The sequence below is a fragment of the Methylorubrum subtropicum genome (genome assembly GCF_038442325.1).
Classification (GTDB): Bacteria; Pseudomonadota; Alphaproteobacteria; order Rhizobiales; family Beijerinckiaceae; genus Methylobacterium; species Methylobacterium subtropicum.
This window is the reverse complement of the sequence record NZ_JBBXMW010000006.1, coordinates 95,978-122,096: the sequence shown is the minus strand read 5'-3', so window position 1 is coordinate 122,096 and position 26,119 is coordinate 95,978. Positions and strand designations below refer to the sequence as shown.

Below are 26,119 nucleotides of genomic sequence, written 5' to 3'. Positions count from 1 at the left end.
CCCGGACAACTTCTCCCGCTCCGAGGGCCAGACCATGCGCAGCACGCGCGACCGTATCCGCCACGCCATCCTGTTCGAGCTCGTGGGGCTCGCGATGATGATCCCGCTCGGCAGCCTGCTGTTCGGCCTGCACGGCTCCGACATGGGCGTGATCGGCGTCGGCAGCGCGATGGCCGCCACCGCCTGGAACTACGTGTACAACCTCGGCTTCGACCGACTGATGCAGCGCCTCGTCGGCCACACGAACAAGAGCCTGACCTTGCGGGTCGGGCACGCCCTGCTGTTCGAGGCGGGCCTGCTGGTGATCCTGCTGCCGCCGATCGCGTGGTATCTCGGGATCGGCCTCGCCCAGGCCTTCGTGATGGATCTGGCGATTGCCGCCTTCTACGTGGCCTACGCCTTCAGCTTCAATCTCGCCTACGACCGGGTGTTTCCGCTCCGCGGCTGGGACGGGGCGGCGGCACAGCCCTCGCGCTGAAATTGATCCGGGCGCGCCGTGACAGGCGCGCCCGACCGGTGTAGCGCGGCCTCGCCTTCTTACGCCGCTTCCGCCCTCCCTTGATCGACAGACCGCACCTTCTCGGCTGGGCCGCGCTCGTCGCGGCCTCCGGCCTGCTCGGCTGGGGGTTGAGCCATGCCGGCTTCCCCGCCGCCTTCCTGCTCGGGCCGATGCTGGTCGCGATTGGGTTCGGCGTGCGCGGCGCGGCGATCCGGGTGCCGCGGCTCGGGTTCCTCGCGGCGCAGGCGATCGTCGGCTGCCTCGTGGCGCATTCCGCGACGGGGGAGATCGTCCGGACGCTGCGCGACGACGGGCTCGTCATCCTCGCCGTCGTCCTCGTGACGGTGGCGGTCGCGGCGGGCGTCGGCGTGGTGCTCACCCGCTTCCAGGTGCTGCCCGGCACCATCGCGGCCTGGGGCTCCTCGCCCGGCGGGGCCGCCGCCATGGTGGCGATGGCCGAGGATCACGGCTCGGACGCGCGGCTCGTCGCCTTCATGCAATACGTGCGCGTCGCGGTGGTGGTGATCTCGGCCTCGATCGCCGCGCGGCTTCTGGCGGATGGGGCGGCGCCGGCCTCCGCCCCCGGCCAGCCCGCCCCCGCTCTCCTCTCGGTCGCCGCGACGCTCGCCATCGCCGCGGTGGGGGCGAGCGTCGCCACGTTCCTGCGCCTGCCCTCGGCCGCGCTGATCGGGCCGATGCTACTCGGCGCCGGGCTCCACGCCGCGGGGCTCGCCGACCTCGCTTTGCCGGAGCCGCTGCTGGCGGCGGCCTATGCCGGCATCGGCTGGTATGTGGGCCTGCGCTTCACGCGGGAGACCGTGCGCACGGTGCTGCACGCCCTGCCGAGCGTGCTCGCATCGACGCTGGCGATGGTGGCGATCTGCGCGCTCTGGGCCTGGGGCCTGACCGGGTGGCTTGCCATCGACTACCTCACGGCCTTCCTCGCCACGAGCCCCGGCGGGCTCGATTCGGTGGCGATCATCGCGGTCGGCTCGAAGGCGGACGTGCCGTTCGTGCTGGCAGTCCAGACACTGCGGCTGTTCGTGGTGCTGCTCACCGGGCCGATCCTCGCCCGCTGGATCGCCCGCGCGGCGCCGGAGGCTCACCCATGACGGCGCTCTGGCTCGCCTTCCTGAATTCCTGGCGCGGGATCGTCCACGGCGCCCGCACCGAGCGGGCGATCCGGCTGGAACTGGTGCTGCTGATCCTCGGACTGCCGGTCGCCCTGCTGCTCGGCGGCTCGCTCTGGGTCCGCGTCGCACTGCTGGCGAGCCTGCTGCTGATGCTCGCCGCCGAGTTCCTGAACACGGCCATCGAGAAGCTGTGCGATCACCTGCATCCGGGCCGGCACGCCCGCATCGGCATCGTCAAGGACCTCGCCTCGGCGGGCGCGTTCCTGACGCAAGCCATCGCCGCCCTGGTCTGGGCGGCGGCTCTGATCGATCGGTTCTGAACGCGCTAGACAATCGCCCAGGATATAAAATCCAGGGCGATTGTCTAAGTTGCTGTGCCGCATCGGCCTTTTTTCCGAAAGCCGGCATCCACCTTTCGGGCCGATGCTCTAACGCGGCGCCTTCAGCCGGCGTTTCGTCACATGGGTCTCCGGCGCGTGCGAGCCGTCGTGCATCCGCCCCCGGACGTAGTGCATCGGATAGGTGACCTGATCCCCAGGCTTGTAGTTCAGGAACGCCGCCTGCACCGCCTGCCGATCCGTTTTCCAGGCGGTGAAACGCTCGGCGAAGTCCGGGTCCTCGTCGAGGGTGCGGAAGGTCGGCTGGACCGGATCGAGCGCGAGGTGCGGGATCAGGGTGACGAAGCCGATCGCATCACCCTTGACGAAGGTGACGCGGCCGGGGCGGGTGAAGCGCCAGTTCATGGTCGCGGTGAAGGGCAGCCAGTCGGTCTCGACCAGTCCGTCCAGGGGATGGATGCCGTCCGGGCAGAAGTTCGGCGCGCCGCGCAACCACACCGCCCAACCCGGATCGGTGCGGAACAACAGGCCGAACCGGAAGGTCAGCACGCCGTGGCCGAACGCGCCGTCGACGACTTGGTCCAGATGCGGATAGTCGTCGAGGGCCCGGAAGGAGACGCCCAGCTTGCCCTGCCGTCCGTCCCAGTCCGCCTCGAACGCGCAGGGTGACAGGATCTCCCAGCCCGTGGCGTTGGCGACGACCATCGGCAGGCAGCGCCGAGCGTAACCGTTGAAGGTCGCGTCCATCCAATCGCGACCGCCGCGGCCGGGCACGATGTCGAAGGGGTGCTTGCCCACTTTGTAGATGTCGAAGCGGGTCGCGGGCGCCGGGGCGGCGGCGGGTTCGGCATCCGGGTCCATAGGGCCCTTCTCGACCATGGGATTGGCTGTCGTGTCCGGCCGTTGCAGGACAAGGCGACGGAACCATGGCGGCGGCGGGCGGGAGGCGAGGCGGCCCGTCAGTCCGCCGAAAGCGGCATCGCCTCGATTGCGGTCTCGGCCAAGCCCCGCCCGGTCAGCGCGCGGGCGAGCGCCGGGGTGATCCCGCCGCCGCCGGTGAAGACCGCGAGGCCCTCCGAGCCTTCCGCCGGACCGGCCTCGCCGAGCAATTGAACCACCCGGCGGGCGATGGCCGGGGCCGGGTCGATCCACGTCACCGGCCAGGGGGCGAGGCGCTCGAAGCGGGGCAGCAGCAGCGGGTAATGGGTGCAGGACAGGCACACCACGTCGGTGCGCCGCCCGTCCGCGCGCGCGTCGAAGCAGGGGGCGATCTCGGCGAGGATCGCGGCGTCCGCCACCGGCGCGCCGGCCATCTCGGCCTCGGCGTAGCGGGCGAGGTTGACCGAGCCGACGAGGCTCACCGCGCAGGTCGCGGCGTAGTTCCTGACAAGGTCGCTTGTATAGGCGCGGGCCACCGTGCCGGGGGTGGCGAGCAGCGAGACCAGCCCCGAGCGGGTCAGCGCGGCGGCCGGCTTGATCGGCGGCACCACCCCGACGAAGGGCGTGACGAAGCGCTGGCGGAGCGCGGGCAGCACCACCGTCGAGGCGGTGTTGCAGGCGATCACCACGAGATCGGGGCTGTGCAGCCCGATCAGCCGCTCCATCACGGCGAGCACGCGGGCGACGAGCTGCGGCTCGGACAGGCGCCCGTAGGGAAAGGCCGCGTCGTCGGCCGCATACACGTAGGCGGCGTCGGGCCGGGCGCGGCGCACCTGCTCCAGCACGGTGAGCCCGCCGAGGCCGGAATCGAACACGAGGATCACCGGCTGCGGCTTCTGCGCCGGTCGCATCACGGGAAGTGTCGCCCCTGCCATCAGATCGATCCGCATGACCGTCACCCGGGCCCGCTCGCGGCGAATGGAAAGCGACAGTTTCCGGGCGCGACGGTTAAGGACACCTCACTGCGGCTGCAAAAAGGCTGCGCTTCTCGCCCGCCAAGCTGGGGTGCGACGAACGGACAGCCACGCTGGCGCGTTGCCGTGCAGCAAACGACATCTATCTGCGTCGTCCAACGGGGAAGGAGATTTTCCGCATGGCCGCCAGCGCAGCACTTCCTCACTCCGGGCCGCAGGGACCTGCCTTCCCGCCCCCCCCGCTCGACGCCGAGACCCCCGACCGCGACGCCTGGATCGGCGCGTTCCGTACGGTGCGCGACGAGACCGAGCGGCGCGCCGCCCCGCTCTCGCCGGAGGACCAGCAGATCCAGTCGATGGAGGATGCGAGCCCGACCAAGTGGCACCGCGCCCACACGACGTGGTTCTACGAGCAGTTCCTCTTGGCCGAGCACCTGCCCGGCTACCGCCCCTACGACGAGCGGCTGCACTACCTGTTCAATTCCTACTACGTGCAGGCCGGCCCGCGGCAGCCGCGCTTCCTGCGCGGCATGATCACCCGGCCGACCGCGGAGGAGACCGCGGGCTACCGAGCCCACGTCGACCGCGCCGTCACGGTGATGCTGCGCGAGGCCTCCGACGAGGCGCTGCAAAAGATCCTGCCGGTCTTGGAGATCGGACTCTATCACGAGCAGCAGCATCAGGAATTGATGCACACCGACATCCTGCACGCCTTCGCGCAGAACCCCCTTGATCCGGTCGTGGACGCTGCCTGGGCAACGCCCAAACCGCAGGCAAAATCCGAAAAATCTGCCCTCGAAAAGGGCATCGCCCTGATCGGCCACGACGGCACCGGCTTCGCCTTCGACAACGAGAGCCCGCGCCACGAGACGCTGATCCTCGGCGGCGCCATCGACCGGGGTCTCGTCACCAACCGCGACTGGCTCGGCTTCATCGAGGACGGCGGCTACACCCGGCCCGAACTCTGGCTCAACGACGGCTGGCTCTGCGTCCAGCGCGACGGCTGGGAGGCGCCGGGCTACTGGCGCCGCGAGACGGACGGTTGGTCGATCATGACGCTCGCCGGGCGCCGAGCGGTCGATCCGGACGAGGCGGTGCGCCATGTCAGCTACTTCGAGGCCGACGCCTATGCCCGCTGGGCCGGCCGCGACCTGCCCACGGAGGCCGAGTGGGAGGTCGCCGCGCGGGACGGGCTGATCGACGACGCCTTCGGCCTCGTCTGGCAATGGACCCGCAGCGCCTACGGCCCCTATCCGGGCTACCGCCCGGTCTCCGGCGCGCTCGGCGAGTACAACGGCAAGTTCATGTCGGGCCAATACGTGCTGCGCGGCTCCTCGGTCGCGACGCCCGAGGGCCATGCGCGGATCGGCTACCGCAACTTCTTCTACCCCCATCAGCGTTGGCAGTTCACGGGCCTGAGGCTCGCGGACGCGCTCGCCTGACGCGTCCCTTCCGACCTGTCCGCCGCTCAGACGGAGTGCCCTCGTGACGATCGATCCCCGCCTGAGCGCCGACGCTCGAACCCTTCCGCTGCCCGAGAACGGCCTGTTCCTGACCGACGTGTGGGACGGGCTGGGGGCAACCCCTAAAACCCTGTCAGCCAAGTACTTCTACGACGCCGCCGGCTCGGCCCTGTTCGAAAAGATCACGGTCCTGCCGGAATACTACCCGACCCGGACCGAGCTGCGCATCCTCGACGAGCGCGGCCCCGAGATCGCCGCGCACCTGCCCGAGGGCGCCGCCTTGGTCGAGTTCGGCAGCGGCTCCACGGTGAAGCTGCGCCGCCTGCTGCGGCACCTGCCCGGCCTGTCGGCCTACGTGCCGGTCGATGTCTCGGCCGAGTTCCTGCACGAGCAGGCCGAAGTCCTGAAGGGCGACTTCCCCGATCTCCCGATCGAGCCGGTCGCCGCCGACTTCACCCGGCCCTTCGCCCTGCCGTCGAGCCTGTCCGGCCGGCCGCTCGCCGGCTTCTTCCCCGGCTCGACCATCGGCAATTTCGAACCCGCGGAGGCCGCCCGCCTGCTCGACGGGTTCGGCCGCATCCTGGGGGAGGGGGCGACGCTGATCGTCGGCGTCGATCTGGTGAAGGACCGCGACGTGCTGGAGGCCGCCTACGACGACGCCGCCCGCGTCACCGCGGCGTTCAACCTCAACCTGCTGCACCGGATCAACCGGGAGCTGGCCGGCGACATCGACCTCGACAGCTTCATGCATCGCGCCGTGTTCAACGAGGCCGAATCGCGCATCGAGATGCATCTCGTCAGCCGCGTGGCGCAGACGGTCCACGTGGCGGGCCGCGCCTTCGCCTTCACGCAAGGTGAGTCGATCCACACCGAGAACAGCTGCAAGTACACGATCGCGAGCTTCCGGGCGCTCGCCGCGCGGGCCGGCTGGTCGGCGCTCGACGCCTGGACCGATTCTGAGGGGCTGTTCTCGGTCCACGCGCTGCGCCGCATGGGCTAGTTTCCTGCGCCGCATCGGCTTTTTCCGAGAGCCGGTGCCACCTCTCGGGCCGATGCTCGAGCTTCGTTACGTCGCGTTCAACGCGACGTAACAATCGCCGGACGCGACGGCATCGGCCGGCAACGAATCGGGACCATGGTTAACGGCAACGCTTCCCCGGCGAAGCGGACGGCCCACGACGGGCCGTCGATCCGAACACCCGATCCCGGACCCGTCCCATGCGCTCGATCCTCGTCGCCCTCCTCGTCGGCACCGCCGCCGCTACCCTCGCCTACGCCCACGGCGTCGAGACGCCCGCCGCGGGCCGCAGCGCGGGCACCCTGACCTGCCGCATCAACCCCGATCTCGGCCTCGTGCTGGGCCTGAACCGCGGCGCGTCCTGCCATCTCGCCACCGCCGACGGGCAGCGCCAGAGCTACGCCGCGCTCCTGCCGCCCGGCGCGGACGGGGAGGACGCCCGCACCCTGACCTGGCACGTCCGCACCGCCGACGGCCGCACCCGCCCCGGCCTCCTCGACGGCAGCTTCACCGCGGACGGCGCCCTGCTGCGCGGCGCCCGCGCCGACCTCGCCCCGATCAACGCCCGGGGCGAGACCGGCCTGCGGCTGGCGGCGGACGACGCGCGGGTCACGCTCGGCGCGCGCTGAGGGGGCGCCCTCCCGGGGGCATCGCATCGGGACGTTGGGCGGTTCGCCGCGGCAACCGGGGGGCTTGCCGCGCGGGCATCGGCGGTGATGATGCGGCCACCCGCGTTGCCCGCCCGAAGCGAACCCGCTCATGTCCCCGTCCCGCCGCGTCCTCCTGCCCATCGCCGCCTTCGTGGCGGGCCTCGTCGCACTCTCCGCGGCGGCCGTGATCACGCTGGTGCCGCAGGCGCGCCAGGGGGTCGCCGCGAGCGGGATCGGCGGGCCGTTCACCCTGGTGAATCAGGACGGGCGGACCGTGACCGAGCGCGATTTCGCCGGCACGCCCTATCTCGCCTTCTTCGGCTTCACCCATTGCCCCGACATCTGCCCGACGACGCTGCAGCAGATCTCGGACGTGCTCGCCGCCATGGGCCCGAAGGCGGATCGGCTGAAGGTCGCCTTCGTCACCGTCGATCCCGAGCGCGACCGGCCGGAGACGCTGAAGACCTATCTGGCGAGCTTCGATCCGCGCATCGTCGGCCTCACCGGCAGCCCGGAGCAGGTGGCGGCGGCGGTCAAGACCTTCCGGGCCTACGCCAAGAAGGTGCCGGGGCAGGGCGACGACTACACCATGGAGCACACGGCGCTGGTCTATCTGATGGACGCGAGCAACGGCTTCGTCGGCGCGGTGGCCCTCAACCGGTCGCCGAAGGAGACGGCCGCGGAGCTGAGCAAGCGGCTGTGACGCCAGAGGCCACTCCCCTTCCCAAGGCGCCGGAGCGCGAGGTACGCGACAGGCCGTGCTCGGTCTTGTTCCAGCGATGGGGATGGCGGGCGAGTTCGATCACCGCGAGCCACGCAGCAAGGCTGACCAGCAGAAAGTAGAGCGGCAGCAGCGGCACGAACCACATCAGGTCGCGCCAGCCCCGGCGATGGCAGCCGATGAAGCCGGGGATCAGGATCGCGGCGAGGCCGCCGACGAAGATCGTCCAGGCGCCGGCATAGGTCGCCTGCGTCAGCAGGCCGGCCTCAGGCCCCGGCGCGCCGAGGATGAGTTCGGCCAGCCCCGGCCCCATCATGAACGGGTAGAACAGGGCCGAGGCGACGGTGCCGGGCAGGAGCGCCAGGGCGCATAGGCTCTCGACCGGCCCGAGCCGGTGCCACGTCGCCAGCGGGTCGCGGGCGTGGGTGAAGCTCGTCTGCAAGAACCCCTTCATCCAGCGGGTGCGCTGGCGCAGCCACGCCTTGAGGTGCTTGGGGGCCTCCTCGTAGGTCGCGCTCGGCAGGTCGCCGACATGGTAGCCGGCGATCGCCAGCCGCATGCCGAGATCGGCATCCTCGGTGACGTTCCAGGCGTCCCAACCGTGGAGTTCGCGCAGCACGCGGGTGCGGAAATGGGTGGAGGTGCCCCCGAGCGGCGTCGGCACCCGCCACGCCGCGAGCGCCGGGCCCAGCACCTCGAACAGAGCCGCGTACTCGATGGCGAAGAGGCGCGGCAGCAAGCCGTCGCCCTGGTTGTCGATGACGAGATGGCCCTGAAGGCAGGCGGTGGAGGCGGGCGCGCGGGCGAACAGGGTGGCGGCGCGGCGCAGTTGGTCCGGCTCGATCACGTCCTCGGCGTCGTAGACCACGAGGTGCTCGCCGCGGGCCAGCGGCAGGGCGGCGTTGAGCGCCCGCGGCTTGGTGCGGGGTTGGCCGTCCGGCACCACCACGACCTCGAACCGGGCCGGCATCGGCACCGCGCGGAAGGCCGCCAGCGTCTCGGAATCGTCGGCCTCGAGCAGGAACTTGATGTCCAATTTGGCCGCCGGGTAATCGACCCGGCCGAGCGCCCGCACGAGGCGGGGCACCACCGCGGCCTCGCGGTAGAGCGCGACCAGCACGGTGTAGGTCGGCAAGTCCTCGTCCGGCAGGAGATCGGGCGACGGCGCAGCCGCCTCGCCCGCGATCCCGCAGGATGCGAGGCGGACGGTGAGCATCGCGAGCATCCCGGCCTGGATCACTACAAGCAGGACGAGGCTCGTCAGCGTCGGCAGCCGCGTCAGCAGGACGACAAGCGCGAGCACGAGGCCGGCGAGCGTCAGGTCGAGGGTCCGGGGGCCGGGCCGGCACGACCATTCGGGCCGGTGCCGGGCGAGCCCATCGGAGGCGTCCGCCGCGATTCTTTCGCCGACCCGCGCGAACACGGCCTCCCGCAGCTGCGTCGGCGTGGTGAGGGCGGGCGGGTGCTCCATCCGCGCCGCCGCCTCGATCAGCCGGGCGATGGCGAGGCCGCGGGGCGCCGCGACGATTCTTCTTGGATGATGGTGGGCCGAAAGGGGCGCGGCGCCCGCGGTGAGAACGTGCGGGTAGCGCAGTTGCACGTCGAGTCGGATCGGGCCGTCGAGGAAATCGGTGCCGAGATGGCGGGCGAGCGCGCGATAGAAATCGTCCTCGGCGATCCGGCCCTCGTTGAGCAGCACGGTCGCTGCGTCGGTCCCGAGCCTTTGCGCGAGCGCGGCGGCGCGATGCAGCGCGGCTGGCGGCAGGATGCCGACGAGGAAGGAAATCTCCGTCGGCAGCGGCAGCGATCGTGCGAAGTGGAACAGGGCGGCGGCTCCCTGCGAGCCCGCGCCGTGCTAGGGAGAGGCATGGGCCGAGACCTCTCTACGCACGTGTATCGCTCCGCCGCCTCAACCCGCGCGTCAAGGCGCGGCCTGGGGTTAAGCACGATTGTATTAACATGCGTTAACCTTTTGCTCGCAAGCGTTGCATACGCGCAACAGCCGGCCCCGGCGGCGGCATCTTCCGTCACCATCCCGAACTTCTGGAACCCCCGCGCCCGTGGCGAGCGGGTGGACGCGCCCCAGACCGGCCGGGCGGTGCGGTTCATGACCGACGACGAATTCCCGCCGCTCCACTTCGCAGGTCCCGACGGCACGCCGACGGGCTTCGCGGTGGAACTGTCGCGGGCCGTGTGCGAGCGCCTCGCGATCCCCTGCACGGTCCAGGCCCGCCGCTTCGACACCCTGCTCGATGCGCTCAACGACAAGCAGGGCGACGTGGTCGCCGCCGCGGTGCCGCTGACGCCGGCGCTGCGCGCCCGCTTCCTCGCCACGCGCCCGTATTTCCGCTGGCCGGCGCGCTTCGCGATGCGCAACGGCAGCAGCCTGCCCGCCCCCTCGGCCGCCGCGCTCGCGGACCGCACGGTGGGGGCCGTCGAGGGCAGCGCGCATGAGGCCTACCTGAAGGCGTTCTTCCCCAAGGCGGTCCGAAAGACGTTTCCCGATCTCGCCACCGCGGAGGGCGCGCTGAAGCGCGGCGAGGTCGATTACCTGTTCGCCGACGGGCTCAACCTCGCCCTCTGGTTCAACGGCCAGGATTCGGAAAACTGCTGCGTCTTCGTCGGCGGCGACTATCTGGAGAACCGCTATTTCGGCGAGGGCATCGGCCTCGTGACCCGCACCGAGGACGCCGCGCTGTCGCGGGCGCTGGACGACGCGTTGCAGCGGGTGTGGGACGATGGGAAGTATGCGGAGCTTTATTTGAGATTTTTTCCGGTAAGCCCGTTCTGAGCGCCGCTTCGTCCCATCCATCCCCCTCATCCTGAGGTGGCGACGCGCAGCGGCGCCCTCGAAGGAGGGCTCCAGTCAACGCACGATCTGCTGGAGCCCTCCTTCGAGGCTGCTTCGCAGCACCTCAGGATGAGGGGATTGGGTGGGATGAAAGCGGGCTTCAGCGGCCCCCGGCAGCCCGGCGCGGTGCGGGCGCCATGCGCCCACCACCGGCATCCTCCTCGAACAGCTCGGCCAGCTTCTCGGTCATCGCGCCGCCCAGCTCCTCGGCGTCGATGATCGTCACCGCGCGGCGGTAGTAGCGCGTCACGTCGTGGCCGATGCCGATGGCCAGAAGCTCGACCGGCGAGCGCGTCTCGATCTCCTCGATCATGTAGCGCAGGTGGCGCTCCAGATAGTTGCCGGGGTTGACCGACAGCGTCGAGTCGTCGACCGGGGCGCCGTCGGAGATCACCATCAGGATGCGGCGCTGCTCGGGGCGCGCCAGCAGGCGCTTGTGCGCCCAGTCCAGGGCCTCGCCGTCGATGTTCTCCTTCAGCAGCCCCTCGCGCATCATCAGCCCGAGGTTTTTTCTCGCCCGACGCCACGGTGCGTCGGCGCTCTTGTAGACGATGTGGCGCAGGTCATTGAGGCGGCCGGGATTGCCCGGCTTGCCGCCGGCCAGCCACGCCTCGCGGCTCTGGCCGCCCTTCCAGGCGCGGGTGGTGAAGCCCAAAATCTCGACCTTCACCCCGCAGCGCTCCAGCGTGCGGGCGAGGATGTCGGCGCAGGTCGCCGCCACCGTGATCGGGCGTCCGCGCATCGAGCCGGAATTGTCGAGAAGCAGCGTGACGACGGTGTCGCGGAAGTCGGTGTCCTTCTCGCGCTTGAACGAGAGCGGCTGGAACGGATCGGTGACGACGCGCACGAGGCGGGCCGGGTCGAGCTGGCCCTCTTCGAGATCGAACTCCCAGGCACGGCTCTGCTGCGCCAGCAGGCGGCGTTGCAGGCGGTTTGCGAGGCGCCCGACCACGCCCTGGAGATGGGCGAGCTGCTTGTCGAGGTAGCTGCGCAGGCGCGTCAGCTCCTCGGCGTCGCACAGCTCCTCGGCCTCGATCACCTCGTCGAAGCGCGGGTTGTAGACGCGGTAATCCGGGCCGGTGCGCTCGTTGCCGCGGTTGGTCGGCGGGCGCCAGGATTCGGAGGCCTCCTCCGATTCCGCGTCCTCGGCCTCTTCGGGCATCTCGCCCGAGGGCGCGTCGGCGGATTCGGTGGCGCCTTCCTCCAGTTCGTCGGCGGCCTCGTCGGTCACCTCGATCTCGGCGCGGTCGCCTTGAGACTTCTCCTCGGCCTCGCCCTCGCTCGGGGACTGCTCGTCGTCCTGGGCTTGGTTCTCGTCCTCGTCGGTCTCGTCGTCCTGGTCGAGCGGGGTCTCGTCGGCCATGTCGAGGGAGGAGAGCAGGTCGCGCACCGAGCGGGCGAAGCCGCGCTGGTTCTCGATCGCGCCGAGCAGCCCGTCGAGGTTCTTGCCCGCCCGCGCCTCGATGTGCTCGCGCCACAGCTCCACGAGCTTCGCTGCGGCCGGGGGCGGGGCCTGACCGGTCAGGCGCTCGCGCACCATCAGGGCGACGGCGTCCTCCATCGGCGCGTCGGCCCGGTCGGTGATGTTCTCGTACTTGCCGCCGCGGTGATAGCGGTCCTCCAGCATCGCCGTGATGTTGGAGGCCACGCCCGCCAGCCGCCGCGAGCCGATCGCCTCGACGCGGGCCTGCTCGACCGCGTCGTAGACGGCGCGCGCCGCCGCGTTCTCGGGCGCGAGGCGACGGTGGACGCCGGTGTCGTGGCAGCCGAGCCGCAGTGCCATCGAGTCCGAATGGCCGCGCAGGATCGCGGCATCCTCGGCGGTGAGCCGGCGGGTCGGCTCGGGCAGGCGCGCCTTGTCGCCGATCAGCGCCGGACGGTCGCTGGCATAGGTGACCTCGATCTCCGGCCGCTTGGCGATGGCGCGCAGGCAGCCGGCCACCGAGCGCTTCAGCGGCTCGGCGCCGGGCTCCTTGCGCTCGCCGGACTTGTTGCGGTTGGTCAGGGCCATGCGATCTACTTCTTCACGGAGTCGAGATCGAACGGGCGTTCCCGGATCTCGTCCCAGGCATAGGGGCAGGCGGCGGGGAACTCGTCCGGCGGCAGATGCGTCTCGTCGGCGGCCCAATCCCGCGCGTCGGGATAGACATCCGCCAGCGCCTCATCGAGCCGCGGCTTGAGGCCGGGGCTCTCGCGCAGGAGGCGGTCGAGACGGCGACGCTGCTCGCGGATCGAGTAGATCCAGCTCGCCGTCCGATGCTCGGGCTGCTGATCCCACTTGAGCATGTGCATCACCAGCACGCGCAGCGCACTGCAGAGCTTGGAGAACTCGCGCCTCGACAAATCCTCCAGCTCCTCGGCGACGAGATCGACATCGATCTCGGCGAAGCGGCGGGCGCGGAGCAGGGCGGCCTGCTCCCGCGCCCAGGTGTAGAGGTCGTCCTCGTCGCGCGTGCGACCCCGCCCGGAGGCGACGCCCGTCTCCGGCGGATCGCTGGGGACCGGATGCGCCACGGGCTCCTCCATGCCGATCAGCTCAGCGCGACGTTGAGCGCGCTCTCGGGCAGCTCCTTGCCGAAGGCGCGCTGGTAGAACTCGGCCACGAGCGGGCGCTCCAGCTCGTCGCACTTGTTGAGGAACGTCACCCGGAACGCGAACCCGATATCCCGGAAAATGTCGGCGTTCTCGGCCCAGGTGATGACCGTGCGCGGGCTCATCACGGTGGAGAGGTCGCCGTTCATGAAGGCGTTGCGGGTGAGGTCGGCGACGCGCACCATCCGGCTCACCGTGTCGCGCCCGCCCTCGCCGCGATAGTGGGTCGCCTTGGAGAGCACGATGTCGACCTCGCGGTCGTGCGGCAGGTAGTTGAGCGTGGTGACGATCGACCAACGGTCCATCTGGCCCTGGTTGATCTGCTGGGTGCCGTGATAGAGGCCCGACGTGTCGCCGAGGCCCACGGTGTTGGCGGTGGCGAACAGGCGGAAGCCCGGATGCGGGCGGATGACCCGCTTCTGGTCGAGCAGGGTCAGGCGGCCCGACAACTCCAGCACGCGCTGGATCACGAACATCACGTCGGGGCGGCCGGCATCGTACTCGTCGAACACCAGCGCGACGTTGTTCTGCAGCGCCCAGGGCAGGATGCCGTCCTGGAAGGCGGTGACCTGCTTGCCGTCCTTGAGGACGATCGCATCCTTGCCGACGAGGTCGATGCGGGAGACGTGGCTGTCGAGGTTGATCCGGATGCAGGGCCAGTTGAGGCGCGCCGCGACCTGCTCGATATGCGTGGACTTGCCGGTGCCGTGATAGCCCGTGACCATGACGCGGCGGTTCTTGGCGAAGCCCGCCAGGATCGACAGCGTGGTCTCGCGGTCGAAGATGTAGTCGGGATCGAGGTCCGGCACGTGCTCCTCGGCCTCGGAATAGGCCGGGACCTTGAGGTCGAGGTCGATGCCGAACACCTCGCGGACGGAGACCTGACGGTCGGGCAGGGAAGCGGGCGTTTCGTCGGACAGCATACGGGACCTCATCGGTGCGGCCGGCGGGGGCATCGGGCCCGGCGCGGTCGCGCTTTGCATCGTCTCGGGATCGTCAACTTCAATGGCCTAAGGGCCGTCATCCTTAATCGCCGCCCCTCGGCATCGCCAAGGGGGGTAGGGCGTCAAGGCACCTGAGGCGCGATATAGAACGCAAGTGCGGAATGTCCGCCCTCACCGCGACGATGGAGACCGGCGCCGCGTGCATCCTTCGTGCCGGCTCAACACATGCCGGCCGCACGCAGCACGTCGTGGGCGCGGATGATGTCGCGCAGGCGCTCCTCGAACGAGCGGTCGCCGCCGTTGGCGTCGGGGTGGAAGCGCTTCACCAGGGTCTTGTACTGCGCCTTGATCGCCGCGGTGTCGGCGTTCTCGTCGAGCCCCATCACGTCGAGCGCCTTGGTGACGGCGGCCGTGTGGCGCGGGCGCTGCGGCTCGGGCGCCGCCTGACGCCGGCCCGATCCACCGAGGCCGTTGGCGCGCAGGATGCCGAGCGGGTCGGCATAGGCCCAGTCGCGCTCGGCCTCCGGCTTGTCGGCCTTCTTGTCCGCACCGGTCCCGGCGGCGGCGTTCACGCCCATCGACCAAGTGGGGCGATGGCCGACCATCGCGTCCTTCTGGTAGGCCTCGACCGCGGCGTCGTTCATGCCGTCGAAGTAGTTGTAGGCGGCGTTGTAGGCGCGCACGTGGTCGATGCAGAAGCGGTAATACTGCCCCTCCTGCTTGCGCCCCTTCGGCGCGCGGTAGAGGCCCGCCCCGGTGCAGCCCGGCGCCTCGCAGGTGGCCTCGGTGGTCGTGCTCGCGCTCGCCTTCGCGCCCGCCCGGCCCCCCTTCGGACTCGCCTTCGAGCCGTCCTTGGGGTCGTCGCAGGTCGGCTTGATGCGGATGCTGTCGAACAGGGGCGAATTGAGATCCATGACGGGTCGATTATGAGGGGCGGACGCGCCGACGGACAAGGCCGTCGGGCCTGATGACGCATGCACCGATGCGGGCTTGACGCCCGGCGGTGCGAGACGGTGCAACGAACCGTCACGAAACCGAAGGGACGTTCGAAAATGGCCGAGACCCTGAGGGACTGGATCGCTGGGCGCTTGAGCGCCGAACTCGCGCCCGCGCATCTGGAGGTGATCGACGAATCCCATCTGCACGCGGGCCATTCCGGCGCCCGGCCGGGCGGGGAGACGCATTTCCGGCTGGACGTCGTCGCGGCAGCCTTCGACGGCAAGAGCCGGATCGAGCGTCACAGGCTGGTGAATTCGTTGCTGGATGAGGCATTTAAACGGGGCCTGCACGCGCTGGCGGTGCGGGCCCGCACGCCCGCGGAAGCGGGCTGACACGAACGATCAGGGGAGGGCGCCGTGGCGCTCGTCTGCACGCCGCAGATCGAAATCGACGAATCGGAGATCGAGGAGAGCTTCGTGCGCGCCTCCGGTCCCGGCGGGCAGAACGTCAACAAGCTCTCCACCGCGGTGCAGTTGCGCTTCGACGTGCGCCGCTCGCGCAGCCTGCCCGATGCCGTGGCGGTGCGGCTGATGCGGCTTGCCGGGCGGCGGCTGACCGGGGAGGGGGTGCTGGTGATCAACGCCCAGCGCTTCCGCACCCAGGAGCGCAACCGGGCGGACGCCCGCGAGCGCCTCGCCGCGCTGGTCGCCGAGGCCGCGGTGCCGCCGACGCCGCGGCGGGCGACCCGGCCGACGCTCGCCTCGAAGAAGCGCCGGCTCGAATCGAAGAGCCACCGCGGCAGCATCAAGCGGCTGCGCGGTGGCCCGGGGGAGGGGGAGTAGGCCGCACACCGATCGATGATCGTCATCGATTGGCCCCCGCGACTGCGGGGCGGCGGCCGTCCGCCGGACGCCTGAAGCAGGACCATCGGTCCTGCTTCAGGCACTTGGCTAGTTGGCCGGGACGGTCGCGGTCGGCTTGGCCTCCGGGTGGGCGTCGGGCTGCGGCGCGGCCCAGCCCGAGACGTACTTCGTGTCTTTCAGGGCGATCGACAGCACGAGCGAGATGAAGGCCAGCAGGGCGGCGAAGCCCGCCGGGAACAGGAAGGCCTTCTCGCCGAACCAGTGATGCAGGAAGCCGCCGACGACGGCGCCGGTGCTGAGCGCGCCCCAGAGCGGCGCCTGGATCCAGAACGACGGCGCTGGCTTGTGCAGCAGGATGTTGGCCACGCCCGCGCCGAAGCGCACCACCGTGCCGGTGACATAGGTGAGCGCGAGGCTGCGGCCGGCCTCGTCCTGCAGGGTGGCGTTCTGGATGCCGAGCGCCAGCACGATCGGATAGGCGTGGAGCGGGAAGGCGTCGGTGCCGAAGGGAACGTAGAGGCCGCCGGCGAACAGGACGGCCTGGATGATCAGCAGCACCGAGAGCCGCCAGCGGCCCGACCACGCGGCGATCAGCGTGCCGAGGAACGCGCCGAAGCAGAAGGTCGCGATGACGGTGGCGAAGCGGCTGGTGCCGGTCCAGTCGTAGCTCGACACGGCGACGCCGAAGCGGGTGGTGTTGCCGCTCATGAACGACATGAACAGCTGCGAGTATTCGAGGAAGCCGATGGAATCGGCCGTTCCCGCCAGACCGGCCAGGGAGAGCGCGAACGGCACCCGCGTCACCGAGCTTGCCGGAAATGCCTTGTTCGTCGTGTCGGCCATCGTTCACCCTGGAATGCTGCTTCGCAGCACAACGGAACCGAAGCCGACTCGTTGCATTCGCGCGAGCAGGATGCGTGCTGCGGCACATTCAAGCTTTTTTGTGAGCTTTCCGCAGGATGAGAATTCGGCCCTGAACGTCCACTCTGTTCTGCCTTCGGATCGCCGCCTGCTGCAGCGCAACAACGGCGAGGCCGGCCGCCTCTGCGGCCGCGTGGAGATGAGCGTCGCCGTGGGCGTAACGCCCGTCGGCCCCGAGCACGATGCCTTCGCCCTCCTCCGGCGACTGCACGGTGAGGACGGCGCGCCCGCCCGGCGCGAGGGCGCGGGCGATGCCCGCGAAGGCCGGGGCGAGATCGCCGAGATAGATGAACACGTCGGCTGCCGTGACGAGGTCGGCCGAATCCGCCGGCTCGGCTGCGAGGAAGGCGACGAGGTCGGCCTCGCAGAGGCGGGCGTAGAGCCCGGTGCGGCGGGCCTGCGCCAGCATCGCCGGCGACAGGTCGCAGCCGGCAAGCGTTTCGACCCGGCCCGCCAGCGCGCGGCCCATCAGGCCGGTGCCGCAGCCGAGATCGAGCGCGCGGGGGAAGTGCGGCGGCGCATCGGGGAGGGCATCCAGGGCCTCCACCATCATCTGCGGCCCGCGATAGCCGAGTTCGTCCACGAGATGGCGCTCGAAGCGCGGCGCGTAACCCTCGAACAGGGCCCAAATATAGGCCGGTCCGATCGCGGTGGCGGCCTCCGCGGCGCCGAGGCCCGCGAGGTGCAGGCGGCTGCCCAGAACGTCGTCGGGATCGAGCGCCAACGCGCGTCCGAACGCCTCCAACGCCGCCGCCCGGTCGGCCTCCGCGCCCCCTCGCGTGAACGCGAAGGCCCGGGCGCGCCCGAGCAGAACCCAGGCGGGAGCCCAGTCGGAAGAAATCTCCAGCGCTTGCTCGGCCATCTCGGCGGCGCCCGCCGCGTCGCCCTCCGCGAGGCAGGCCTCGGCATAGGCGTAGCGCCGGTCGGCGAGGAGATTTCCGGAGGAGCGCTGATGCGACATCGGGGTTTGGGCTTAAGGTTCGACGATCCCGCGCCCTATATCCCGGCCGATGCCGCAGCGCGCCTCCGATCTCCTCACCCTGACGCGGGAAGGGCTCTATTGCCCGCTCGGGCGCTTCCACGTCGATCCGACCCGGCCGGTGGAGCGGGCGCTGATCACCCACGGCCACGCCGACCACGCGCGCGCCGGCCACGGCGCGGTGCTGGCGACGGATCAGACGCTGCGCATCATGGCGACCCGCTACGGCGAGGATTTTTGTGCGCGCCGCGAGGAGGCGCGGCTGGGCGAGCGCATGCGCATCGGCGACGTGACGGTGTTCTTCGCGCCCGCCGGCCACGTGCTCGGCTCGGCGCAGATCGCCATCGAAGGGGAGGGTGGGAGGATCGTCGTCTCCGGCGACTACAAGCGCGCGCCCGACCCGACCTGCCTGCCGTTCGAGGTGGTGCCCTGCGACGTGTTCATCACGGAAGCCACCTTCGGCCTGCCGGTGTTCCGCCATCCCGACACGCGCGACGAAGTCCGCAAGCTCTTGGATTCCGTGAAACTCTTCCCCGAGCGCGCCCACATCGTCGGCGCCTACGCCCTCGGCAAGGCGCAGCGGGTGATGGCGCTGCTGCGCGAAGAGGGCTGGGACCGGCCGATCCACCTGCACGGCGCGATGGAACGGCTGACCGCGCTCTACAAGGACGAGGGCATTCCCCTCGGCGACACCCCCAAGGTGGTCGCCGCGGACAGAAAAAACCTGCACGGCGCGATCGTGCTGTGCCCGCCTTCCTCGATCCAGGACCTGTGGTCGCGCAAATTCCCCGATCCGGTCACCGCCTTCGCCTCGGGCTGGATGCGGGTTCGCGCGCGTGCGCGCCAGAAGGGCGTCGAGCTGCCGCTCGTCATCTCCGACCATTCCGACTGGCCCGACCTCTGCCGCACCATTCGGGACACCGGCGCGGAGGAGGTGTGGGTCACCCACGGGCAGGAAGACGCGCTGGTGCATTGGTGCGGCACGCAAGGCATCCGCGCCAAGCCGTTGCATCTGCTGGGTTACGGCGACGACGGCGAGGCCGAGCCCGATCCGGCGGCGAGCCCGCAGATGGAGGAGGCCTCGTCGTGAACGACTTCGCCGCCCTCCTCGACCGCCTCGCCTACGAGCCACGCCGCAACGCCAAGCTCCGGCTGCTGCAGGATTTCTTTGCCGGCACACCCGACCCGGAGCGCGGCTGGGCGCTCGCGGCGATGACCGGCGGGCTGACCTTTCGCGAGGCCAAGCCCGCGCTGATCCGGGGGCTGGTGGAGGAGCGGGTCGATCCGGTGCTGTTCGCGCTGTCGCACAATTACGTGGGTGATCTGGCCGAGACCACGGCGCTGATCTGGCCGGGGCCGGAGGAGGGCGCCCCCTCTCCCCGCACGCGGGGAGAGGGTCGAGCCCCCCTCGTCGGGGGCGAGACGAGCGGTAGCGGGGGTGAGGGGGCGTCTACGGAAGAGCCTCCTCCGGATACGCCCCCTCACCTTCGGCTGCCGCCTCGCTCTGCCGACGACGAGGTCGGCAGAGCCCTCTCCCCGACTGATCCCGGGCTTGCCCGGGATCAGCAAGCAAGGACCGAAGTTGGGCGGGCCCAACTTCGGTCGGGGAGAGGGGATGCACCGGGGCTCGGTCACAACAACCCGCCCCCGCACGTCCCCACCCTCGCCGAGGTGGTGGAGACGCTGGCCACCACCCCCAAGCGCGCCCTGCCCCAACACCTCGCCGGCTGGCTCGACGCCCTCGACGAGACCGGGCGCTGGGCTCTTCTAAAACTCGTCACCGGCAACCTGCGCGTCGGCGTCTCGGCGCGGCTGGCCAAGACCGCAATCGGCGCACTCGGCGGGCACGAGGCGGATGCGGTCGAGCAGGTGTGGCACGGGCTGAAGCCACCCTACGCGGAGCTGTTCGCCTGGGTCGAGGGAAGGGGCGAGCGGCCCGAGAGCCTGAACCCGGCCCCGTTCCGCCCGCCGATGCTGTCGCACCCGATCGAGGAGGAGGCCGACCTCGACAAACTCGACGCGGAGGCGTTTTCCGCCGAGTGGAAGTGGGACGGCATCCGCGTCCAGCTCGCGGGCGGGCGCGACACCCATGGGCAGCAGGTGCGAAAGGTCTACTCGCGCACCGGCGAGGACATCACGCACGCCTTCCCCGACCTCGCCGAGGCGATCACGTTCGACGGCGCCATCGACGGCGAACTGCTGATCCTGCGCGAGAGCCGCGTGCAGACCTTCAACGTGCTGCAACAGCGCCTCAACCGGAAGGCGGTGACCCCGAAGCTGCTCGAAGAGTTTCCCGCCCATGTCCGCGCCTACGACCTGCTGGCGGAGGACGGCGAGGATCTGCGCACGCTGCCCTTCGCGGAGCGCCGCGCGCGGCTCGAAGCGCTGGTGACGCATCTCGACCACGCCCGGATCGACCTCTCGCCGGTCGTGCCGTTCGCCACTTGGCCGGACCTCGCGGCGGCCCGCGCCGACCCGGCCTCGGTCGGGGCCGGGGCGGATGCCGACGCCATCGAGGGCGTGATGCTCAAGCGCCGCGACAGCGCCTACCTGCCCGGCCGGCCCAAGGGTCCGTGGTGGAAGTGGAAGCGCGAGCCGCACATCGTCGATGCCGTGATGATGTACGCCCAGCGCGGCCACGGAAAACGCTCGTCGTTCTACTCGGACTACACCTTCGGCTGCTGGCGCGCGGGCGAGGCCGGCGACGAGTTGGTGCCGGTCGGCAAGGCCTATCACGGCTTCACCGATGCCGAGCTGCAAAAGCTCGACCGCTATGTCCGCAACAACACGGTGAAGCGCTTCGGCCCGGTGCGCGAGGTGACCCACGGGCGCGAGGCCGGGCTGGTCTTGGAGATCGCGTTCGAGGGCGTGCAGCGCTCGACCCGGCACAAGTCGGGCTTCGCCCTACGCTTCCCCCGCGTCAGCCGCATCCGCTGGGACAAGCCGCCCGCGGAGGCCGACCGGATCGACGTGCTGGAACGCATCCTGGCCCGCGGCGAGAAGGAGATCGCCCCGGGCGCCACGATGGAGGGATCGGAATGAGGAGTGCTGGCAGGATCGGGCCGCTGCAGGGCTTTCTGGCCGGCGAGGTCACCCGGCAGGCGAGCGCGACGGTAACGGTCGCCACAGGGGGGCAAGGCTTCACCGACATCACCGAGGCGGTCGCCGCCTTCGTGCGCGAGAGCAGCATCCGCGCCGGCGTGGTCAGCGTGTTCTGCCGCCACACCTCCGCGTCGCTGACGATTCAGGAGAACGCCGACCCGGACGTGCGCACCGACCTGATGACGGCCCTCGACGGCCTCGCGCCGCGCCACGGCCACTACGTCCACGGGATGGAGGGGCCGGACGACATGCCGGCCCATATCCGCACGATGCTGACCGATTCCGGCCTCACGATCCCCTTGCGTGACGGGCGCCTCGCGCTCGGCACGTGGCAGGGGATCTACTTGATCGAGCACCGCGACCGGGGCCACCGGCGCGAGATCGTGCTCTCAGTTGTGGGCGCCTGATCAGCGGTCGCGCAGCAGCAGGTAGAGGGCGTGCAGCGAACCGGGGATGTAGAACAGCAGGCAGAGCACGACGTTGATGATGAACTGCAATCCGAATCCGTTCGTCATCAGCACCGAGATCGGCGGCAGGAAGAACGCGATCAGGATCTTGAGAAGGGTCGACAAAGGATAGCTCCAAGCGCTGTGTGCGGCTCGGGCCAAGAACGAAAGCGGCGCGGTTGGGTTCCGTCCGGGCCGATCACGGATCGGCGCGGCCCTATGGGCCGATCAGCTTGATGAAGGCGGCGCCCGCGCCGAAGAACGCCGCGCCGGCCGCCATGCAGCCGACCACGATCTGCCAGGGCGCGAGCGCCCGGTCCCGCTCCAGCTTCAGCGCCTCGGCGGAGAACTTTGCCTGCTCGGCCATGAGCTTGCTCTGCTCCGCGGCAAGTTTGCTCTGCTCTGCGGCGAATTTGTTCTGCTCGGCAGCGTACTTGTTCTGCTCCGCGGCGAGCTTTGCCTGCTCGGCGGCGAACTTGCTCTGTTCCGCAAAAAGCTTCGACCGCTCGGCGGCCATCCGGTCGGCCTCGTCGAGCATGCGGCGGATGCGGGCGCGCTGCTCCTCAAGGTCGAGATCGGCAGGCCCCGCGGACGCGCTCATCGGATGTCGTTCCGGCTTCGGCCGCGGATGATTCCGCGGCCGATGGAAAGATCGCGAGCGGCCCTCACACCGTCAAGACGGTTTTACGCCGCCCGCTTCAACGCATCGTAGAACCGCCCGCCGTTGCCGGCCATGGCGACCAGATTGTCCGGCGGGGTGAAGCGGGGGCCGTGCTTGGCCTCCAACGCGCGGGCGAGGTCCACGAAGGCCGCCGCGCCCATGAAATCGATGTAGGACAGCGCGCCCCCGGTGAACGGGGCGAAGCCGAAGCCGAGGATCGAGCCGACATCGGCCTCGCGCGGATCGGTGATCACGCCCTCCTGCACCGTGCGGGCGGCCTCCAGCGCTTGCACCACGAGGAAGCGGTGCTTCAATTCTTCGACATCGATCGAATCCGGGTCGAGGCGGTTCGGTTGAATCTCGGACAGGCCGGGCCAGAGCTTCTTCTGGCCGCCCTCGGGGTAGTCGTAGAAGCCGCGCTTGTTCTTGCGCCCGAGCCGGCCGCGGTTCTCGACCATCTCGGTCAGCAGCCGCTTCTGGTCCGGGTCGATCGCGGAGGCGCCGAGCTGCGCCTCGGTGGCCTTGAGGATTTTTAAACCCAGATCGAGGGCGACCTCGTCGTTGAGCGAGAGCGGGCCGACCGGCATGCCGGCCATGCGGCCCGCGTTCTCGATCATGGCGGGCGGCACGCCCTCCATCAGCATCTTGTGGCCTTCGTGCACGTAGGCCAGCACGCAGCGGTTGGCGAAGAAGCCGCGGGCATCGTTGACGACGATGCCGGTCTTCTTGATCGCCCGCACGTAGTCGAGCGCGGTGGCCACCGCACGGTCGCCGGTCTGCGTGCCGCGGATCACCTCGACCAGCAGCATCTTCTCGACAGGCGAGAAGAAGTGGATGCCGACGAACTGCTCGGGGCGGCGCGAGACCTTGGCGAGCCCCGAGATCGGCAGGGTCGAGGTGTTGGAGGCGAAGATGGCGTGCGCGGGCAGCGCCGCCTCGACCTTGCCGATCACCTCGGCCTTCACCGCCGGGTCCTCGAACACCGCCTCGACCACGAGGTCGCAGTCGGACAGCGCCGCGTAGTCGGGCGTGGCGGTGATGCGGGCGAGCAACGCGTCGCGGTCGGCGGTCTTGGCCTTGCCGCGGTTGATCTGGCCGGTGATGAGCTTGTGGCAATGCGCCTTGCCGGCATCGGCCGCCGCCTGGTCGCGGTCGAGCAGCACGACTTCCATGCCGGCCTGGGCGGTGACGTAGGCGATGCCGGCGCCCATGAAGCCCGCGCCGACGACGCCGACCTTGCCGATCTTGGAGGGCTCCACGTCCTTCGGGCGGCGGGCACCCTTGTTGATCTCGCCCATGGAGATGAACAGGGTGCGGATCATCGCCTGCGCTTCCTTGGTGCGCAGGATGTGGGCGAAGTAGCGGCTCTCGACCCGCAGGCCCAGATCCATCGGCAGCTGCAGGCCCTCGTAGACCGAGGCCAGGATGGCTTTCGCGGCCGGGTAGTTGTCGTGGGTCTCGCGGCGGTAGATGGCGTTGGCCGGGGGCCAGATCATCATGCCGGCGGGCGAGTAGACCTTTCCGGACGGCGCCTTGAACTTCGGCACGTCCCACGGCGCCAGCGCCGAGCCGCCGGCCTTGATCCAGGCCTTCGCCCGCTCGACGATCTCGGCGGCCGGGGCGACCTCGTGGGCGAGCCCCATGTTCTTGGCCATGAGCGCGCGCAGCTGCTCGCCCTTGAACAGCATCTGCAGCGCGTCGCCGGTCTGCATCAGGCGGGCGACGCGCTGGGTGCCGCCGCCGCCGGGGAAGAGACCAACCTTGATCTCGGGGAGGCCGACGCGGGTCTTGTCGTCGTCGGCGAGCACCCGGTGATGGCAGGCCAGCGCCAGCTCGAACGCGCCGCCGAGGCACAGCCCCTGGACGGCGGCCGCGAACGGCTTGCCGCAGGTTTCGAGCTTGCGGAAGACGAGGCTGAGCCGGCGCGATTCCTCGAAGAAGTGGCGCATGGCCGCCTCCTCGCCCGCACTGGCCTTGAGGCGCTCGTACTCGACGCCGAGGCCCTGCAGCATGGTGAGATCGGCGCCGCCCGAGAAGTTGGGCTTGCCCGAGGTGACGACGCAGCCCTTGATGCCCGCGTCGGCGACCACCGTGTCGACGATGGCCTCCAGCTCGTCCATCACCGCCATGGTGATGACGTTCATCGAGCGGCCCGGCATGTCCCAGGTCGCGAGCCCGATGCCGTCGGCATCGACCTCGAAGCGAAAGTTCTTCGCAGTCTCGCTCATCGCTCGTCCTCGGCTCTTCCTCGGGCTCTCGCCGGGCCACCGCCCGCGCGGGCTTCGGGCGCCGGTCGGACCGGCGCCCCAATCGGTCCTTACTTCGACGGCATCGGCATGCCGCCCGGCGCGCCGCCCTTCTGGTCGCTCGCGGCGGCCAGCGTCAGCATGTTGAGGAGCCGCGTCACCACCGCCTGCGACAGCAGGTTCACCTCGGATTTCGGGTCGGCGTTGACGGTCTGGAACTTCTGGTAGGTCGGGTCCTCGTAGATCGTCTCGAGGCGCTTCAGCTCGTCGAGGCTGAACTTCTCCGCGTACTGCTTCGACAGGCCGTCGAGCAGCTCGCCGCGCTGCTTGTCGAACTCGGCCCGGGCCTCCTTGCGCACGGTCTCGGCGCGGTCCTCGGGCATGGTCGAGACGGTCTTCTCCAGCGCCCCGCCGAAGCCGGTGTCGAGATTCTTCAGCACCGTCTTCTCGGTCAGGGTCTTGGCGACCGCGAGCTTGTCCGAGGCCTCGTCGGCGCGGGCGCCGAGCGGTAGCGCCAGGGCGGCGGCGAGGCTCAGGGCGGCGATCTTGGTCTTCATCGTGGCGTGTCTCCCGTGTCGGTCTTGGCCCGCGCCCGGTGAGGAAAGGGCGCGGCGTGGGAGGCCCTTAGCAGCGTTTGATAGAGGATGGCAGGGCGGCGCGGCGCCGCCCGTCCTCCCTTACACGCGCTCGATGATCGTGGCGGTGCCCATGCCGGCGCCGATGCAGAGCGTCACCAGCGCCCGCTCCCGGCCGGTGCGCTCCAGCTCGTCGAGCACGGTGCCGAGGATCATCGCGCCGGTGGCGCCGAGCGGATGGCCCATGGCGATGGCGCCGCCGTTGACGTTCACCCGGGCCGGGTCGAGGTCGAAGGCCTGGAGGTAGCGCAGCACCACCGAGGCGAAGGCCTCGTTGATCTCGAACAGGTCGATGTCCGACAGGTCCATGCCGGCGCGCGCCAGCACCTTCTTCGTCACGTCCACGGGGCCGGTCAGCATCAGCGCCGGATCGGAGCCGATATTGGCGAACGCCCGGATGCGGGCGCGGGGCTTGAGGCCCGCCGCGTCGCCGGCCTCGCGCGAGCCGATCAGCACGGCCGCCGCGCCGTCGACGATGCCCGACGAGTTGCCCGCGTGGTGGACGTGATCGACCGCCTCGACGTCCGGATGGGCATCGACCGCGACCGCGTCGAAGCCGCCCATCTGGCCCATCTGGACGAAGGAGGGCTTGAGCTGGCCGAGCGACTGCATGTCGGTGGAGGGCCGCATGTGCTCGTCGCGGTCCAGCAGCGTGATGCCGTTGATGTCGCGCACGGGCACGACCGAATCCTTGAACAACCCTTCCGCCCAGGATTTGGCCGAGCGCTTCTGCGACTCGACGGCGTAGGCGTCGCAGGCGTCGCGGGAGAAGCCGTACTTGGTGGCGATGAGGTCGGCGGAGATGCCCTGGGGCATGAAGAACGACTTCACGGCGATTGCCGGATCGACCGGCCACGCCCCGCCCGAGGCGCCGATGCCGATGCGGCTCATCGATTCGACGCCGCCGCCCACCGTCATGTCGTGCTGGCCGGCCATCACCTGGGCGGCGGCGAAGTTGATCGCGTCGAGGCCGGAGGCGCAGAAGCGGTTGATCTGCACGCCCGGCACGTGGGTGCCGTAATCGGCCACAAGTGCCGCGGCGCGGGCGATGTCGCCGCCGGCCTCGCCGACGGGATCGACGCAGCCGAGGATCACGTCGTCCACGCGCGCCGTGTCGAGGCCGTTGCGGTCCTTGAGGGCGCGGAGCGCCGTCTCGGCGAGGCGGAGCGCCGTCACCTCGTGCAGCGACCCGTCCGGCTTGCCGCGGCCGCGCGGGGTGCGGACGTGATCGTAGATGTAGGCCTCGGGCATGTGCGCTTCCTCGT

The 26,119-nt window shown here is 70.3% G+C and carries 27 protein-coding genes; 13 read left to right on the top strand and 14 right to left on the bottom strand.

Features of this window, described 5'->3' with window-relative positions:
• The first annotated feature begins 34 nt into the window (after nucleotides 1-34).
• From AAHG03_RS10805 to AAHG03_RS10795, 3 genes are all read left to right on the top strand, one after another.
• A complete protein-coding gene (locus AAHG03_RS10805; RefSeq protein WP_342150655.1) occupies nucleotides 35-478 on the top strand; it encodes a PACE efflux transporter in 444 nt (147 codons plus the stop codon).
• A gap of 80 nt (nucleotides 479-558) precedes the next feature.
• On the top strand, nucleotides 559-1,611 hold the full coding sequence (locus AAHG03_RS10800) for an AbrB family transcriptional regulator (protein ID WP_342150654.1): 1,053 nt from the start codon (nucleotides 559-561) through the stop codon (nucleotides 1,609-1,611).
• Entirely contained in the window at nucleotides 1,608-1,952 is a 345-nt protein-coding gene (locus AAHG03_RS10795) for a diacylglycerol kinase (protein ID WP_342150653.1), read from the top strand. The genes AAHG03_RS10800 and AAHG03_RS10795 overlap by 4 nt, the downstream gene beginning before the upstream one ends.
• A gap of 108 nt (nucleotides 1,953-2,060) precedes the next feature.
• Here the strand turns inward: AAHG03_RS10795 and AAHG03_RS10790 are convergent, their stop codons facing one another.
• Nucleotides 2,061-2,831 carry a DUF6065 family protein gene (locus AAHG03_RS10790; protein WP_342150652.1) on the bottom strand — a complete coding sequence of 257 codons (771 nt, stop codon included), beginning with the start codon at nucleotides 2,829-2,831 and terminating at the stop codon, nucleotides 2,061-2,063.
• A gap of 98 nt (nucleotides 2,832-2,929) precedes the next feature.
• Nucleotides 2,930-3,799 (bottom strand): glutamate racemase, encoded by an 870-nt coding sequence (murI, locus tag AAHG03_RS10785; protein ID WP_342150651.1) that lies wholly within the window; start codon nucleotides 3,797-3,799, stop codon nucleotides 2,930-2,932.
• A 203-nt stretch (nucleotides 3,800-4,002) separates the two neighbouring features.
• Here murI and egtB point away from each other — a divergent pair, with 203 nt between their 5' ends.
• The 4 genes from egtB to AAHG03_RS10765 all read left to right on the top strand — a co-directional run bounded on the left by egtB (nucleotide 4,003) and on the right by AAHG03_RS10765 (nucleotide 7,657).
• Nucleotides 4,003-5,265, top strand: a complete 1,263-nt coding sequence (gene egtB, locus AAHG03_RS10780) for an ergothioneine biosynthesis protein EgtB (RefSeq protein WP_342150650.1) — start codon at nucleotides 4,003-4,005, stop codon at nucleotides 5,263-5,265.
• Between the two features lie 43 nt (nucleotides 5,266-5,308).
• Nucleotides 5,309-6,286 (top strand): L-histidine N(alpha)-methyltransferase, encoded by a 978-nt coding sequence (gene egtD, locus AAHG03_RS10775; protein WP_342150649.1) that lies wholly within the window; start codon nucleotides 5,309-5,311, stop codon nucleotides 6,284-6,286.
• A gap of 218 nt (nucleotides 6,287-6,504) precedes the next feature.
• Nucleotides 6,505-6,933, top strand: coding sequence for a DUF992 domain-containing protein (locus AAHG03_RS10770; protein ID WP_342150648.1), 429 nt, complete (start codon nucleotides 6,505-6,507; stop codon nucleotides 6,931-6,933).
• 130 nt (nucleotides 6,934-7,063) lie between these two features.
• Nucleotides 7,064-7,657 (top strand): SCO family protein, encoded by a 594-nt coding sequence (locus tag AAHG03_RS10765; protein WP_342150647.1) that lies wholly within the window; start codon nucleotides 7,064-7,066, stop codon nucleotides 7,655-7,657.
• On the opposite strand, the gene AAHG03_RS10760 is transcribed toward AAHG03_RS10765, so the two are convergent.
• Nucleotides 7,608-9,374, bottom strand: coding sequence for a glycosyltransferase (locus tag AAHG03_RS10760; protein ID WP_342150646.1), 1,767 nt, complete (start codon nucleotides 9,372-9,374; stop codon nucleotides 7,608-7,610). The two genes, AAHG03_RS10765 and AAHG03_RS10760, sit on opposite strands and share 50 nt — an antisense overlap.
• Before the next feature lie 168 nt (nucleotides 9,375-9,542).
• On the opposite strand from AAHG03_RS10760, the gene AAHG03_RS10755 reads away from it, so the two are divergent.
• Nucleotides 9,543-10,466 (top strand): transporter substrate-binding domain-containing protein, encoded by a 924-nt coding sequence (locus tag AAHG03_RS10755; protein WP_342150783.1) that lies wholly within the window; start codon nucleotides 9,543-9,545, stop codon nucleotides 10,464-10,466.
• Between the two features lie 160 nt (nucleotides 10,467-10,626).
• On the opposite strand, the gene cobT is transcribed toward AAHG03_RS10755, so the two are convergent.
• The 4 genes from cobT to AAHG03_RS10735 form a co-directional block, all read right to left on the bottom strand.
• The gene (gene cobT, locus AAHG03_RS10750) at nucleotides 10,627-12,537 is read right to left on the bottom strand and encodes a cobaltochelatase subunit CobT (protein WP_342150645.1); all 1,911 of its coding nucleotides are present in this window, start codon (nucleotides 12,535-12,537) and stop codon (nucleotides 10,627-10,629) included.
• 5 nt (nucleotides 12,538-12,542) lie between these two features.
• Nucleotides 12,543-13,040: a DUF29 domain-containing protein gene (locus AAHG03_RS10745; RefSeq protein ID WP_342150644.1), complete on the bottom strand. Its 498-nt coding sequence runs from the start codon at nucleotides 13,038-13,040 to the stop codon at nucleotides 12,543-12,545.
• A 17-nt stretch (nucleotides 13,041-13,057) separates the two neighbouring features.
• A complete protein-coding gene (gene cobS / locus AAHG03_RS10740) occupies nucleotides 13,058-14,041 on the bottom strand; it encodes a cobaltochelatase subunit CobS (protein ID WP_342150643.1) in 984 nt (327 codons plus the stop codon).
• A 239-nt stretch (nucleotides 14,042-14,280) separates the two neighbouring features.
• Nucleotides 14,281-14,976: a J domain-containing protein gene (locus AAHG03_RS10735; protein ID WP_342150642.1), complete on the bottom strand. Its 696-nt coding sequence runs from the start codon at nucleotides 14,974-14,976 to the stop codon at nucleotides 14,281-14,283.
• Nucleotides 14,977-15,114: 138 nt separating this feature from the next.
• On the opposite strand from AAHG03_RS10735, the gene AAHG03_RS10730 reads away from it, so the two are divergent.
• Nucleotides 15,115-15,393, top strand: coding sequence for a BolA family protein (locus AAHG03_RS10730; protein ID WP_342150641.1), 279 nt, complete (start codon nucleotides 15,115-15,117; stop codon nucleotides 15,391-15,393).
• Between the two features lie 24 nt (nucleotides 15,394-15,417).
• Nucleotides 15,418-15,843: an alternative ribosome rescue aminoacyl-tRNA hydrolase ArfB gene (gene arfB / locus AAHG03_RS10725; protein WP_342150640.1), complete on the top strand. Its 426-nt coding sequence runs from the start codon at nucleotides 15,418-15,420 to the stop codon at nucleotides 15,841-15,843.
• A 108-nt stretch (nucleotides 15,844-15,951) separates the two neighbouring features.
• On the opposite strand, the gene AAHG03_RS10720 is transcribed toward arfB, so the two are convergent.
• A complete protein-coding gene (locus AAHG03_RS10720; protein WP_342150639.1) occupies nucleotides 15,952-16,707 on the bottom strand; it encodes a YoaK family protein in 756 nt (251 codons plus the stop codon).
• A gap of 88 nt (nucleotides 16,708-16,795) precedes the next feature.
• On the bottom strand, nucleotides 16,796-17,746 hold the full coding sequence (locus tag AAHG03_RS10715) for a class I SAM-dependent DNA methyltransferase (protein ID WP_342150638.1): 951 nt from the start codon (nucleotides 17,744-17,746) through the stop codon (nucleotides 16,796-16,798).
• 49 nt (nucleotides 17,747-17,795) lie between these two features.
• On the opposite strand from AAHG03_RS10715, the gene AAHG03_RS10710 reads away from it, so the two are divergent.
• From AAHG03_RS10710 to AAHG03_RS10700, 3 genes are read left to right on the top strand one after another with little or no spacing between them, the layout of a single operon-like run.
• Complete coding sequence (locus AAHG03_RS10710; RefSeq protein ID WP_342150637.1) at nucleotides 17,796-18,854, top strand: ligase-associated DNA damage response exonuclease; 1,059 nt, start codon at nucleotides 17,796-17,798, stop codon at nucleotides 18,852-18,854.
• The gene (locus tag AAHG03_RS10705; RefSeq protein WP_342150636.1) at nucleotides 18,851-20,806 is read left to right on the top strand and encodes a cisplatin damage response ATP-dependent DNA ligase; all 1,956 of its coding nucleotides are present in this window, start codon (nucleotides 18,851-18,853) and stop codon (nucleotides 20,804-20,806) included. Before AAHG03_RS10710 ends, AAHG03_RS10705 begins: the two co-directional genes overlap by 4 nt.
• Nucleotides 20,803-21,273, top strand: coding sequence for a secondary thiamine-phosphate synthase enzyme YjbQ (locus AAHG03_RS10700; protein ID WP_342150635.1), 471 nt, complete (start codon nucleotides 20,803-20,805; stop codon nucleotides 21,271-21,273). The genes AAHG03_RS10705 and AAHG03_RS10700 overlap by 4 nt, the downstream gene beginning before the upstream one ends.
• Here AAHG03_RS10700 and AAHG03_RS10695 read toward each other — a convergent pair whose 3' ends face one another.
• From AAHG03_RS10695 to AAHG03_RS10675, 5 genes are all read right to left on the bottom strand, one after another.
• Entirely contained in the window at nucleotides 21,274-21,438 is a 165-nt protein-coding gene (locus tag AAHG03_RS10695; protein WP_091941568.1) for a YqaE/Pmp3 family membrane protein, read from the bottom strand. It lies immediately after the preceding gene.
• 91 nt (nucleotides 21,439-21,529) lie between these two features.
• Complete coding sequence (locus AAHG03_RS10690) at nucleotides 21,530-21,913, bottom strand: hypothetical protein (RefSeq protein WP_342150634.1); 384 nt, start codon at nucleotides 21,911-21,913, stop codon at nucleotides 21,530-21,532.
• Nucleotides 21,914-21,996: 83 nt separating this feature from the next.
• A complete protein-coding gene (locus AAHG03_RS10685) occupies nucleotides 21,997-24,201 on the bottom strand; it encodes an FAD-dependent oxidoreductase (protein WP_342150633.1) in 2,205 nt (734 codons plus the stop codon).
• An 89-nt stretch (nucleotides 24,202-24,290) separates the two neighbouring features.
• Nucleotides 24,291-24,776 carry a DUF2059 domain-containing protein gene (locus AAHG03_RS10680; protein WP_342150632.1) on the bottom strand — a complete coding sequence of 162 codons (486 nt, stop codon included), beginning with the start codon at nucleotides 24,774-24,776 and terminating at the stop codon, nucleotides 24,291-24,293.
• Between the two features lie 120 nt (nucleotides 24,777-24,896).
• Complete coding sequence (locus tag AAHG03_RS10675) at nucleotides 24,897-26,105, bottom strand: acetyl-CoA C-acetyltransferase (RefSeq protein WP_342150631.1); 1,209 nt, start codon at nucleotides 26,103-26,105, stop codon at nucleotides 24,897-24,899.
• Nucleotides 26,106-26,119: the final 14 nt, after the last annotated feature.